The organism is Pedobacter sp. HMWF019, from assembly GCF_003061025.1.
Taxonomy (GTDB): domain Bacteria; phylum Bacteroidota; class Bacteroidia; order Sphingobacteriales; family Sphingobacteriaceae; genus Pedobacter.
The window spans coordinates 36,487-50,631 of the sequence record NZ_QAIL01000374.1; the positions used below are offsets into that span (position 1 = coordinate 36,487).

At 40.1% G+C, this 14,145-nt stretch carries 8 protein-coding genes and 2 tRNA genes; 3 read left to right on the forward strand and 7 right to left on the reverse strand.

Annotated features, from left to right (window positions below; genetic code table 11):
• The first annotated feature begins 94 nt into the window (after positions 1 to 94).
• Positions 95 to 168: transfer RNA gene (locus DBR11_RS20550), tRNA-Ala, on the forward strand.
• 48 nt (positions 169 to 216) lie between these two features.
• A tRNA-Tyr gene (locus tag DBR11_RS20555) sits at positions 217 to 299 on the forward strand.
• Positions 300 to 437: 138 nt separating this feature from the next.
• Here DBR11_RS20555 and DBR11_RS20560 read toward each other — a convergent pair.
• The gene (locus DBR11_RS20560; protein WP_108554495.1) at positions 438 to 1,364 is read right to left on the reverse strand and encodes a GyrI-like domain-containing protein; all 927 of its coding nucleotides are present in this window, start codon (positions 1,362 to 1,364) and stop codon (positions 438 to 440) included.
• Between the two features lie 617 nt (positions 1,365 to 1,981).
• The gene (locus DBR11_RS20565; protein WP_108554496.1) at positions 1,982 to 4,162 is read right to left on the reverse strand and encodes a TonB-dependent receptor domain-containing protein; all 2,181 of its coding nucleotides are present in this window, start codon (positions 4,160 to 4,162) and stop codon (positions 1,982 to 1,984) included.
• Positions 4,163 to 4,253: 91 nt separating this feature from the next.
• Between DBR11_RS20565 and DBR11_RS20570 the strand changes: the two genes are divergently transcribed.
• Positions 4,254 to 4,958, forward strand: coding sequence for a DUF2490 domain-containing protein (locus tag DBR11_RS20570; protein WP_108554497.1), 705 nt, complete (start codon positions 4,254 to 4,256; stop codon positions 4,956 to 4,958).
• 56 nt (positions 4,959 to 5,014) lie between these two features.
• Here DBR11_RS20570 and DBR11_RS20575 read toward each other — a convergent pair whose 3' ends face one another.
• The 5 genes from DBR11_RS20575 to DBR11_RS20595 all read right to left on the reverse strand — a co-directional run bounded on the left by DBR11_RS20575 (position 5,015) and on the right by DBR11_RS20595 (position 14,101).
• Positions 5,015 to 6,427 carry a calcineurin-like phosphoesterase family protein gene (locus tag DBR11_RS20575; protein ID WP_108554498.1) on the reverse strand — a complete coding sequence of 471 codons (1,413 nt, stop codon included), beginning with the start codon at positions 6,425 to 6,427 and terminating at the stop codon, positions 5,015 to 5,017.
• Positions 6,428 to 6,438: 11 nt separating this feature from the next.
• The gene (locus tag DBR11_RS20580; protein ID WP_108554514.1) at positions 6,439 to 7,962 is read right to left on the reverse strand and encodes a DUF5689 domain-containing protein; all 1,524 of its coding nucleotides are present in this window, start codon (positions 7,960 to 7,962) and stop codon (positions 6,439 to 6,441) included.
• Positions 7,963 to 7,973: 11 nt separating this feature from the next.
• On the reverse strand, positions 7,974 to 9,509 hold the full coding sequence (locus tag DBR11_RS20585) for a SusD/RagB family nutrient-binding outer membrane lipoprotein (protein WP_108554499.1): 1,536 nt from the start codon (positions 9,507 to 9,509) through the stop codon (positions 7,974 to 7,976).
• A gap of 11 nt (positions 9,510 to 9,520) precedes the next feature.
• Positions 9,521 to 12,976, reverse strand: coding sequence for a SusC/RagA family TonB-linked outer membrane protein (locus DBR11_RS20590; RefSeq protein ID WP_233260848.1), 3,456 nt, complete (start codon positions 12,974 to 12,976; stop codon positions 9,521 to 9,523).
• 108 nt (positions 12,977 to 13,084) lie between these two features.
• Positions 13,085 to 14,101 (reverse strand): FecR family protein, encoded by a 1,017-nt coding sequence (locus DBR11_RS20595; protein ID WP_108554500.1) that lies wholly within the window; start codon positions 14,099 to 14,101, stop codon positions 13,085 to 13,087.
• Positions 14,102 to 14,145 lie beyond the last annotated feature (44 nt).

Sequence of the window (14,145 nt, forward strand, 5' to 3'; positions counted from 1 at the left end):
CATCAGCAACAGAGACCAATGTCAATTTAAATCTATTTTAACATTTTATTTGCAAAAGCTGAACTTTTACTTACTTTTGCCACCCAAGCCACACGGGGGATTAGCTCAGCTGGCTAGAGCGCTTGCCTGGCAGGCAAGAGGTCAGCGGTTCGACTCCGCTATTCTCCACCCATTGAAAGCTTCAGCTTGTCTGAAGCTTTCTTTTTAATACAAGTTGGGGGGATACCAGAGTGGCCAAATGGGACAGACTGTAACTCTGTTGTCGCAAGACTTCGAAGGTTCGAATCCTTCTCCCCCCACTCCAACAAAGTCCATCTGGTAATACCTGGTGGACTTTGTTATTAATAAGTTATCCACATACCAAATGCCTCTTCCGAATACCTGTAAATACTGATATTTTCTATATTCCCCGAATATAGTTCTGGCTGAAAAGAGAATTAATCAATTGGAATATACATATCAAGTATAAATTTCCGATCGGGATGTGTTCTGTAATCGTTGCGATAGATCTCAAAACAATTCCTTTCAGTTGTCTTATACCCATTCTTATTCAGCCATATAAATAAACTACTCCAGGTCTTTCCCAAATCTTCCCCTGCAACTTCAAAGTGGCCGACAATAAACTTTCCTTTTTCGATCCTTGCAGAACCAATTTCGCCCTCGCTTCTTATAGGTTCTTCAACTGCAATACAAGCACTCATCCTTACCTTATCCGGCGCAGTAACTTTAAAACTATCATGATAAATTGTCAACATTTTCACTTCGGGTTTATCCAACAAGCCTTTTGCTCTGGCCCATTTCAAGAGCTTCTCATAAGTAGAGTCTAAATAAAGGTGCCCAATGTGGGATATACAGGCTACGTGCAAAACAGGCATTTCTTTAATTTCGATATTTGCATTCATTTCATTCCAAATTTTATGTTTATTGATACTGCAAATATCTTTTTCAAATTCGACTGTTATTTGCCCATTCTTGCTTTGTGTTTTACTAATCTTGCTAAATTGATCAGGAACCCTGATTCTAAATGCTGTAGGACTTAGACCATAAAATTTTTTAAATGCACGTGTGAAGGAGGAGTTACTGTTAAAGCCGTACTTCAAATACAAATCCGTTATGGTTACTTGCTTTCTTCTCATTAAAACAGATGCGGCTTTCTCTATTCTTTTACGAATAACATACGCATTCAAGTTTTCATGAATAACTTCTTTAAACAACCGATGAAAGTGAAATGGGGAATAACTGGCAACTTCTGCTATCCGTTCAAGAGAAAGCGGTTCATCAAGATGATTGTTGATAAAGTTAACTGCTTTATTAATTCTCTCCATATGATCAGGATGGATATGCTGGGTTTTATCTACATTCATTGGCAATAAAATTACAAATAACCTAAAGAAAGTTGGCATCCAATTATATTATTAACACGTTATCCACATTTAATTAAGGGCAAAAAACAACAGATAATAAACTGACAATCAAACCAAATAGCCATATAACCATATAGAAATTCAGCAGCACAAACTCTAGAATCCACAACTCTGTAAGCATACACCCTATTATACAATAAACAATATCTAACAACTACTTCAACCAAGAGTTATCCACAGTTTTAATGTTGATAATGAAATATTGGTTGAAAACTTAATTCTCAGGCGACCTAAATTAGCTTTCTTTATAGAAAGATATATCTCGTCATAAAACAAGAAGATCTGAGTTATTAACAGAGTTACCAACATCATTCCAATTTGCATTCAGGAAGGACTTTATATTTCTATTGTAATTTCCACGGCACATTTTATTACAAAAAACGGGTGCACTCAGCAATGTAACAGACCCTATAATGAACATCATTTCCATATGGATGTTAACAACTGACAGCACAAGTGGATAACTATGTGGAAAAGTGAATTTATTGTTTAAAAGGAAGGATGAATATTCCCCTTTCCTTCTAGGCCAGTTTTATAGACTAAGCTTAAATTTAACACTAATGTAATCTGCCACGTTCCTCTTCGTTGCCCGAATTTCTTTCTCCGGATTTCATTGTATTGTTTCCAAAATGATAGCTAATTCCCAGCAATACGTATCTGTATAACTGGAAATTGGTAAACCTTTGTTGAATGTTATTAACAGTAGTGGTTATGGAGGGTACACTACTTAAAAACACATCGTTTACAGTAAGAGAGAGATCTACTTTCTTTTGAAAAGCCGCCGCCTTTACTCCAAGGTCTAATTTATAATAACGGTCAGTTCTGCTGATGTGGTCTACTTCTGGGAATTGGTACCAAAAGTTAACTGCAGCAGCCAAGGTCTTTTCCTCATTGAGATAGATATTATTATTAGTCGCCAGGTATAAGCCGAAGCCTTTTACACTATTGATATTAGGCATTTTAGATTGGGCATTGGTATAGGAAAAAGTCAGCTGATTATTATTATCCAACCAGGCAGCCAACGGCAGGGATAGATTTTCTGAAACCCCATACCGATAAGTCTTAATGAAATTTAAAGGTGTCGTATATACGATGTTGGTGCTTTCATTAGCCAGGGTAACGTTACTAAAACCATTATCAGTCAGATTAAAAAAGATAGAAGAGGTCAGCAAATTTTTATAAACATGGGAGATTTCAAAATTGCTATTGTATTCCGGCTGCAGATAAGGATTACCCTGACCATAACTATAAGCTGTATATAAGGATTTATAAGGGTTCAGATTCCAGAAAGTAGGTCTGTTGATCCGGCGTCCAAAATTAAAGGAAAGATTATTATCTATATCGGCCTGATAAGATACCGACAGAGACGGAAACAATTTCACATAATTATTCGTAGTGTTTTGATTTAAAAGGTAGGAATAACCTTTGGTTTGTGTAAATTCCGTACGCAAACCAACTTTATATTTCCATTGCAGATGGTCAATATTCATACTCGCATACAATGATTGTGTATTCTCTCTATAATCAAATTCATTGCTCAAACCGGGATTATACATCAGTTGGCCATCGTTCAGTTTATTATAGTAAAAAGCATTACTGTAATTATTTATAAAACTGATCTTTCCGCCAACAGCAAACTGAGCAAAATGTGTCGGTATGTTGGCGTCTGCTTTAAAGGTATAGATATTGATCCTTTGTTTATTAGTGTCAAAATAGCGGGTATTCCCCTCCGGATTGAGGCTTCCATCTGGCTTGAAGCTATTGCTCTCCAGATTTGAAATGTCAGTACGGTAGTAATTAAAATAGTCCCCATTCAGCAGAAGTTTTCTACCGATGGTATCAAAATTGATCACACTATGTACGTTTACCGCATTAGTACGTGCTATTGGATAATAAGTTGCATAGGTTTTAAGTGTAGAGTCCAGCGTACCGGTAGCCGGGTTTCGAAAGGTGTTGTTCACATGATCCGAACCCTCATAAACATTTCTGCCACCCATGTAATTCAGACCTATACTTGTTTTCGAGCTCAGCTTATAATCCAGTCCAGCCTCATAATTCAGGTTCCGGTATTTATAATCACCTGTATCTGACTGCATCCAAATTTGCCGGGGATAGTGAAGATCTGTCTGAAATCCTTCCAAATGATGATCCCGGTCAAAATTCAAACTCGCATGCGCAGATAAGCTATTTGAATTATAACTCAGGTCAGCTCCGGCATTGACAGCCTGGTAATCTCTGGTACCATAAACTTTACCCGGATTGTGGAGCCACTGTTTCCCGTTCACCTGTATGTTTGCAAAATATCCCTTTTTTGTATTTTGTTTGGTAATGATATTAATCAACCCTGCATTACCTTCAGCATCATAATTCGCACCCGGATTCTTAATCAATTCTATCCTGGAGATCTGACCGGCAGAAATAGACTTCAGATACCTCGTCAACTCAATACCTGAAAGCTGTACCAACTGATCATTGATCATCACCCTTACACTTCCCTTCCCAGCAAGGCCAATCTGCCCGTCACTGATTTTAATCCCCGGCACCTTACTCAAGGCATTCAAAGCATCGCTCCCATTTGCGGTAATACTTGCGGCCACATTGTAAACAAGTTTATCTGAATTGTTTTTAACTGTTGATTTAACAGCAGTAATTTTAATTTCTCTCAGGTTAGTATCAATCTGCGCTCGTAATTGTAGATGTAAGGTTACCAGTAAAAATAGGGCGAGTAGTCGTTTCAAAGTTTAAAGGGTTTAGATGGTTTCAATGTGTTTGTGTCTTTGCAATTTACTATATTTCCTTATTTTAGCAAGACACACAAATAGAAAACAGATGACACGTATACTCCTTTTAATGTTATTCTGCTGTATCAGTATGGCAGGATTTACTCAGACAATCACACAAAACAGCGGTTGGCTATTCCTCTTGAACAACACCAAATTAAGCAAAAAATGGGGTACACACCTGGACGTACAGGTTAGATCTTCAGACAATTGGGAAAATGTAAGAAATTTCATGTTCAGACCGGGATTAACCTATTTCATCAGTAAAAAGCAAGATGTTACTTTGGGTTACCTGCTCAATGAAAGCCATAATTTAAGGCAAGGCTTAAACGAATACAAGCTCACTGAACACCGGATTTGGGAGCAGTACATTTATAAACACAAAATCAGTACTATACAAGTAAGTCACCGGTTGAGGCTGGAACAACGGTTTATTGACCGCCATGAAAAAGACGACCTTTTCTCCCAACGCTTCCGTTATTTTTTCCGTATGATCCTGCCATTAGAAAAAGGAATTAAAGATTTTGAAAAAGGGGTGTTTGTCGCTTTGCAGAATGAGTTTTTCTTAAACCTGCAAAATAAAGACGAACTCAACAAACATGTATTTGATCAAAACAGGGCATACGCCGCAGCTGGTTACCGTTTCAGCAAGAAATTTGACCTGGAAGCCGGATATTTAAATCAAACCATCAAAGGGGTCAGCAACTCAACGGTCAATAACGTTGTTCAACTGGCTGTCTATACTCGATTCTAAATCAAATTGATGAAATGAAAAAGCCGGACCACATGATCCGGCTTTTTAAAAAGTTGCTAAACTTTTGCTTCTTCACTAAACTTTTCGCCAAAACGATCTGTAGCAACCACTTTCACATTCTTTACACCAGGAGCAAAATGAGCAACAAAAATATGATCTGTTTTCCTTGGCTCAGGAAAAGTACGCCCAACAGGGAGCTGATCTCCTTTATATAAGGCAACAGCAAGAGGATCATAGCCAATCTGATTTTCAAGCCCCCCCATAGGACGACCATCCAGGAAATACTCCACTTTCCATTCCGGATCCCAGTTCCATACATTGGCAATCAATCTGATCTGGTTGGTCAGCTGATCTACAGATATACTGATCTGTTTTTCTCGTTCCAATCCTGTCGATTTGTAATACCATTTCAGATCCGTGCCATTCACATCGTAAACTGCATATCCTCTTGGGGTTCCATCCTCGCAGATTGGCCCGGTCCACCAGGCACCGCACACTGTTCCGTGGTTGTGCTCATAAACTCCATTCTTAACTACATTCTTATTGAAGTGGGTATGGCCCGACATAATATGAACATGCTTATATCCTTTCAGTAATTCGTAAAATGCATCGTTATTTTTCACCGAATTGTGTACCGGAATATGCAGATTAATGATAAGCAATTGCTCTTTATCTACATATTGGAGATCTTTAGCCATCCAGTCCAGTTGCGCCTCGGTAATATAACCATCATACTCTCTTTCGACCCCCAGATAACGCACATCATCTAATACAATATAGTGCGCTTTCCCCCGATTAAAAGAGTAATAGGTTGGTCCGTAAATCTCTTTGAAAGTAACATCAGAAGTTTCATCTCCCCCCTTTCTGTAATTCATATCGTGATTGCCCAGCGCCTGAAAAAAAGGAATTCCCATTTTTGATACTGCCAGATTATAATCTTCGAACAAGGCATGATTGTCCCATACGATATCTCCAACACAAATGCCATGGATCAATGTTTTCCTATCCATACTCCTGAGCAGGCGCTGTACATCAGGTACGGAAGTTTCCATCATTTGCTGTACATCTTTTTTATTCTTTACCTGGGGATCTGCCCAGATGATAAACTTATGTTTACTATCATCCCTGCCCAGTGGTTGCAAATGAAAATCGTAATCATTTCTCACGCCCAACTTTTCATAATGCTTCACAATACTATCATCTGTACGGAATTCATACCCGGCTGGTGTGCTTACAAATATGCTGGTTGCTTTCTCATGAGGTTCAATAGAATAACTACCTTTCGCATCTGTTTTTACCACAGAGTAACCATCTGAAACGACTACACCTTCTACTCCTTTTTTACCAGACAATACATTTCCTTTAATAACCGCATCCCTTTTGAGCCTGTTAAAAGCACTGCTGTTTAAACTAATAAATGCAGCCCCGCTCAAAAGGCTCATCCGCTGTATAAAAGATCTTCTTTTCATTGCTTTAAAATTTATTTAAGTGTTGTTGAACCTTCTCCTTCTATCTCTGAGAGCACAGATGTTTTGCTGAGCAGAACATTTGTCTGTGTTCTTGCTTTGATCCATCTCCCTAAAGAAGCATTATAAACCCCGCCAAGTACATAGAAATAACCAAGATCTGCTGTTGTATAAGCCAAACACAAGGTATTAGAACCATTGGCATAAAACGGTTGATTTTGCAATGTAATTGGATTGGTTACATCATAAAAATCTGTATTCGTAATACGGTATCCCATAGCAGGAGGCCCTGCCGTATACAGACTTCCCCCACTGGCCACAAATAATACATCAATTGGTTTAGAAGCAGCAGTAATATTTGTTCCGGCGAAAACAGCCAGCCCGGAAGCATTTCCGCTATTGGCAAACAAACCACCTGTTTTTGTACCAAAACCATCTCCATCTGTAGTCGTATAATTGAAAGCTCGGATCCAGTTTGACGTACTCATGCTGGTAGATCCCGAGCCGTTGATGGTTTTTCCGGCTCCGCCAACATAGAAGAAAGTTCCCTTAGCCGCTGCCCCTGAATTGAGGTTAAATTTAAAAGTACGCATACCCCCAGTTGCCCAGCCGTTTGCCGGATAACCAGTTGGTGTGGATGCATTAGCATTATTAGTCACCACAACAGAATAAGGTGTGGCAACGAAATTTATATCTTTGGTTGCCATCAACTGGATATATTCATAATTCCCATCAGTTCCTTTCACATCACTGATAAAACCAGTGATGATGATCGGTGCAATTTCTATCTCAGAACTCAACACCACCACATCCTCACCTGTACGTGGTCGCTGCTGAGGAATGAGCTGACCGCCAGTCCCTGGCTTATTAAAAATAATCCCATAATAATTGGCCATGACCGGAAGTTGTTTACTGGCAAAGTTTGCTGTAGATTCAGTATGCAGATTTAAGTCTCCAAAGCCATCATTAAGAATTTTATCTCCGGATAAAACATCTGTAGGTGCCGGCAATGGGTCAAATCCTCCCTTTACAATGGCAACCAGTGTACTTTCATACTTATCCGGATTGGCCAGGATCAGGTTAGCAGGCACCCGGTTAGCGGGGATGGTTTTACCCGATGATACTCTCGTTACCGCCGAAGAGGGAACATTTGTAATTTGCAAAGTGCCATCTATCCTTTTCAGTACGCCCCCCTCCAGGTTAACAATAATAGAATCTCCTGGCATATATTTCGCCGCATCGCTGCCAATGGGAATAGAAATCCCCCTAAGTTCCGCCAAACGTCTTTTGTCCTGAAGCACCAATAAACCTGCGGGCATATTACCACCGGAGTGATCTGAAACTACAATCCCCGTAATCTTATTGGATCCCAGCATATTTTCGGTATTCAGCGTCACATCCGCACCTCTGTATAGGTTCCTTAGATCATAAAGCCCGATATAAGGGCTAACCATTCCACCAGGATAGTTGCCTTTTTTACAGCTTCCTATAAAAGCTGCAGAAAAAAGAAGAAAAGTATATAAAAGTATCTTTTTCATGTATTTGAGTTTTATGGTTTTTGCCACCATACCTGAGTAAATATTTCATCACCGCCCATTGCAGCAACAGCTGCTTTATAATTGGTTGGATTGGCCGATTGCACATATACCGGATAGGTCAATCTGGCCGGCATCACACCGTCATTTCTTAAGCCGGTACCTTTAGGTAGAACCGGATGCCCTGTACGACGATATTCAAACCATTGCTGCAGATCGGTTAGAAACAAGGCATAATACTTTTGAAGATGGATACGTTCCATTTTTTGATCCAAGGTGGCAGTCTCATCCCATTCAATATCTCCTGCTACAAGAAAGGCATTGATATCTTCAGCCCATGCGGGCAACCAGAGTGTAATGCTGCTTTTAGCGCCGTTCGTATAATAGCCCGCTGCAGAACCACTAATCCAGCCTTTAGCTGCAGCTTCCGCAAGAATAAACTGAAGTTCAGCATAATTCATAATCATCCCTGTTAAAGGATCGTTTTGTAGTGTAGCTGCAGGAAAGCTGTTTACAGTTTGTCCGGTAGAATAAAAGTAAGACTTCTTAACCGGATTTTCTCCTGGGGCATAGCCGCTCTGCACCCCTAAATATGCGCCCTGATAAGGTACAATAGCAAATCTGTTTACACCATTGGTACCATAAGTAGGGATATTGATACGGGGATCGTTCCAAACCACCAGATGATCGATAAAAAAACTGGCTATTCCTGGTGTTCTGAAATCCTGTTCTCTGACACCTCCAATAAAGGGAGAGGTATAAGGTGCAACGCCTGTCCATCTCAATATAGCTGAATCCTCATTGCCTAACATAAGAGGATAGGAGGATGCTTTGGTATCAACCATTTCCTTTATTTTGGCAATACAGGAAGCCGCTACCTCAGCTTTTCCAGAAAGTCTAAGCAATAAACGCAGATACAATGTATTTCCAAATTTCCTCCATTTCAAGGCATTACCTGCATAAACAGGATCACTTCCACTCAAAACATTACCCGCACCATTCAGTAAAGTATTAGCTTCTTCCAGTTTATTGAAAAGGTCGAGATAAATGTCTTTCTGCTTATCAAATACCGGAGTAAAGTTGTTATCATCTTTCCCTTTATTTGATTCGGAATAAGGCACATCTCCATAAGTATCGGTAAGCATGCTATAGATCCAGGACTGGGAGATCAGTGAAATACCCATATAAGTTTTACTGGCAGTCAGTGGTTGCCCTGCTATAGTATAGATATCTTTAAAATTGGTAAGCTGAGTATACCAGCCGTTCCAAAGATAGTCTCCCCAGGTCCGCTTAACGTCATATCTGAACACTTTACCTTCTGCATCGCTCGCATCTACAGTAACTTGCATCAGCTCATTCGTGAAATTCCTGTTGCGGAACATATTATAACTCACAGTATTTACCAGCGCTGGCGCCAGCAGCTGCTGAGGTAAAGCATTGGGTGTATCGTTCGGGCTTGTATTGATGTCGTTAAAGCCTTTCTTACAAGACGACATTACAAATGCCAGAAAAGCAGCTAAGGCTATAATTTTATATGTATTCTCTCTCATTTTGATTTATATTAAAGACCTATGACCAGGTTAAATCCAAAAGTTCTTGTTGAAGGAAATTGTGCAATTTCAAAGCCCTGTGTAATATCGCTTCCACTCAGGGTACCAAATTCAGGGTCAAAGATTGGCCAGTTAGACCATATGTACAGGTTACGCCCATATACACCAACGGTAGCCCGTTGCATTCCCAGTCTTTTAGAGAATTTTGGATTTAGCGTATAATCCAGCCTGGCTTCTCTGAACTTAATAAAGTTGGTTGAAAAGGTATTACCCTCTGCATTGTCAATTCCATAATGCGAACGGTAATATCCATCTACATCTGATGCAATGACATCGTTCTTTCTATAGGTTCCATCTGCATTTTGAACGACCCCATTTCCGATGATCCCATTATACCTTCCCGGTAAAGTATTGGTCGTTTTCCCTTGTTCTGCCAGTTTGTAGTTGGTTAAAGAATAGGCTACCCCTCCATATTGGGCATCAAACAAAACATTTAAACGGAATTGCTTATACTTAAAGTCATGACTCATACTGGTCTTCCATTTTGGAATAGTATTTCCCAGATATACCAGATCATCAGACAGCTTTGCAAAGCCTGTCTTTGCATCATATACAATCTGGCCATCAGGTGCTCTTAAATACCCTCTCCCGTACATATCGCCCATGCTTCCTCCAACCTGAGCAACAATTTGTCCGCCTCCAGTGGGTCCGTTCTGTAATACAACCGCACTATCCGCCAGCGCCTTTATGGTATTTTTATTGGCAGAAAAAGTCATATTCACTGACCACTCAAAGCCATTTCTAAGACGTACAGGTACACCATTCAAAGCCAACTCCAATCCTTTATTACTTACTCTTCCAGCATTGATTACCGCCTGTGAAAACCCTGAAGACCTGTCAATAATTCTTTTAAGAATCTGATCTTTTGTATTTCCACTATACAGAGCCAGATCAAAACCTAAGCGGCTTTTGAAAAATTTCATTTCCGCCCCTACTTCAAAAGTTATGGTTCGGAGTGGTCTAAGGTTAGGGTTTGTTAAAAGCCCCGGGTTTTGCAAACCTCCGGAATATATGCTTCCTGCCGAAACATAGTTAAATATAGTTTGATAGGGATCGATCCCTCCGCTACCGACACTGGCAACTGACGCCCGTAGCTTCGCATAATCAATTTGGCGGGGAAGTTTAAACAATTGAGAAGGAAGAAAACTCATACTCAAAGAAGGATAAAAAAATCCTGCATTATCGGTTCTCTCCGCGGTAGCTAATGTACTCGCATAATCCTTACGGGCAGTAATGTCCATGTAAAGATAATCTCTGAAACTTGTAGATAATAATCCATAAAAACTATTCAATGCATAGGTAGCCTTATAAGGTAAAGTAACTAAGGGTCCGGCACTGTTAGACATTTTGTAAGAACCCGCATACACCAGAGAATCTGCACGAACCTCATCCTTGTTATAGTTATTCCTCAACATACTTCCACCTCCAGTAGCTGTTACCGTAAAGTCCCGGTTTAGTTTTTTGTGATATTTCAATAGAAAATCGCCACTTACTTCCTGGGAGAAGATATTCTGAGTCCGGTAAGATCCTTTGGGATATTTCGTTCCCGCATCATATGGACGTTGCTGAGCCCTTTGTTCATAACCAAAATCCATAGAGGTACGGAGTTGCAGACTAAGCTCTTTAGTGATATCATAAGCAGCCTGAACATTTCCCGTAAAGGAGTTTCTGCTGGATTTGTTAATAAACTCATATGAAACAGCGTAAGGATTTTCGGGATACGAACTATAAGGGTAAAAAATCACCTTATTCTCTTGTCCGTTCTTCCAATAGTTTTTTAACCAGTTGATATCTGCATTGGGCTGCCAGAAAATAAACCAATACATAATGGATTGGTTTCCGTAACCCGCACCGGGTAAATTATCGCTTGATTTATTATTATAATTGATTTTAGAACTAATCGTGAGTTTTTCATTAATCTTTGAATTTACGGATAATGCCACGCTATTCCTTTGATAACCTGTATTTGGTATAATCCAATTATTATTCACATTGGTGGCAGAAAAGCGCGCTGTTGTTTTATCCGAGCCACCATCTATACTCACAGAATTGGTATAAGTCTGCCCAACATCAAAAAATTTTCTGATCTGATTTTTATAAGGCACCCATGGTGTGCGTGTCGCCCCTTGTGTCTGTGTCAGCGGATCCAGTTGAAAAAAACTTTGTCCGTCAAATTTAGGACCGTAAGCAGAACTTGTACCACTTGTACTTGCACCGTCAGCACTATTACCATAAGAATAATAGTTAGATCCTGCCGTACCCTGTCCGTATTCGTATTGAAGATCCGGCCACCGGTTTGGCTCTTCAAAAGCTACGTTAGAATTGATGGTGATCCCAATGCCCTTCTTCTTTGCACTTCCCGATTTGGTCGTGATCAAAATGGCACCATTAGCACCTCTTTGACCATACAGGGCAGAGGCTCCCGGCCCCTTTAATACACTCACACTTTCAATGTCTTCTGGATTGATATCGTTAATCCCACTGCCATAGTCTGCTGGCATCATATCACTGCTGGTCCCGTAAGCAGATTCGCCACCATTGGCAGTCCGCCGACCGCTCCCTTGGCTAATCACTACACCGTCTATCACAATCAGAGCTTCATTGTCACCTGTCAAATTATTCTCTCCGCGCAGGATAATCTTATTAGAACCGGTAGGGCCACTATTTGACCTCACCAAATTTAGTCCCGCAACTTTACCAGATAAAGCATCTGTCCAGTTGTTCGATATGGCACCGGTTAGCTGCTCTCCCCGAACCGTACTTACCGCATACCCAAGAGATTTCTCCTCCCTTTTAATTCCCAATGCTGTTACCACCACTTCATTCAATGCATTTGGCGCCGCTTTTAGTTGCACATTAAGTGTCGTAGTGCTATTGGCCTGAACAATTATATTTTCCTTTTTTAAAGCCTCAAAAGAAATAAAGCTGATTTCTACCGTATAAATACCCGGTGTAACATTCAAAACATAAGAACCATCATTTTGACACTGGGCAGAAACATTCGCTTTTACAATCTTAACCGAAGCCCCAGGAAGCGGCTCACCCTGATCATCCAATACCTTTCCTCTTATTTTGCCTTTCTCCTGCGGTTTCGGCACAATCAGAATGTTTCCGTCATCGGAAGCTTTAAAGGTAAAAACAGTACCTCTTAACAACAGATTTAAAATTTCCTGAACAGAACGTTCTGCTTTGGCAATACCCGAAATCATCCGTTTATCATTTAATTGCGTGTTGTTGTAATTAATAGATACTCCACTTAACTTCTCTACCTGCTGAAACGCATTCTTAAGCATAATCCCTTCTGCCTCGAAAGGGATCTTCTTATTTGTGATTTGAGCCTGTGTTTTAAGGCTGCAAAAAGACAGCTTCAAAAGCACCAGTATGGTCAGAAACCATATATTTTTCATATATTTACTTAATTTTATACTTATTCCTAAATGAGTTTAAATCAACTTACAGCCTGGGGTTGTTACCAGCAACTCCCGGGCTATTTTATATTACCGTTCGAGTAAATTCTATTTCATAATCTTCCCTCCTTTTTGATCATTATTGGAAATAAAAACATGATTACCTTTTTGTGTAAAAGATAAACCAGAGAGTATGGTAAGATCTTCCATGACTTGTTTTAATGGAAGATTTTTAAATTTAGCTGTGAGTCTGCTCTCTCCCAATTCAGGATCAGTAAACTCTATTTTTACACCATAACGGTGTTCCAACGATGCCGAGATCTCCTTTAAAGGTGTGTTATAAAAAACAAAATGATTATTGATCCACCCACTTACTTCGGTGGCATCAGCTTTGTTAAAAGTGTACAAACCGTTATCCGTATTAATTTTAAGCTGTTCATCCGGAAGCAGGTACCTCACCAACTGGGTCTTTCCATCCACAGACGCCATTACCCCAACTTTACCGGTTCTAACAGTTACATCTACTTTATTTTCCGAAGCATATGCTTTTACATTGAAAGAAGTCCCCAGTACAATGGTGGTTATTTCTCCGCTTTTTACTACAAATGGTCTTTTAGACTCGTGTACGACATCAAAAAAAGCCTCTCCGTCGAGATAAACCATACGTTTTGTTCCCAGAAACGTTTTTTCATAGCGGATCTTACTGCCGCCACTCAAATACACCACCGAACTGTCTGGTAAAAGAATCCTGGAATGCTGGCCATTGGGATTACTGAGTTCTGCGTAATCAACAGGTACCGTCGTTTTATGAAAGTAAAAAACTAAACTAAATGTACTCATTAACAACGCCACCGCAGCATAAGCCAGCCAACGAACCCTCTTCTTTACCGGCACTACAGGCCTCCCCCCCTGATCAATATGTGCATGAACCCTGGCCCAGGTTTGAGCAGCATTGTCTCGATTTCTAAAATAAACCCTGGATGCCTCCAGAATTTCTATGGTTTCACTAAACTGTTCCAGGTGCTCCGAACTTTCCTCTATCCATTCCTGCAACTGGGTCAAGCCCTCATCACTGATGGTTTTTTCAAAATATGCTACGATTAAGCGGTAACTCTGTTCTTCCATTTCATCTGTCTCTATCTATAAAGACAGATTTTGCAGCACCAATA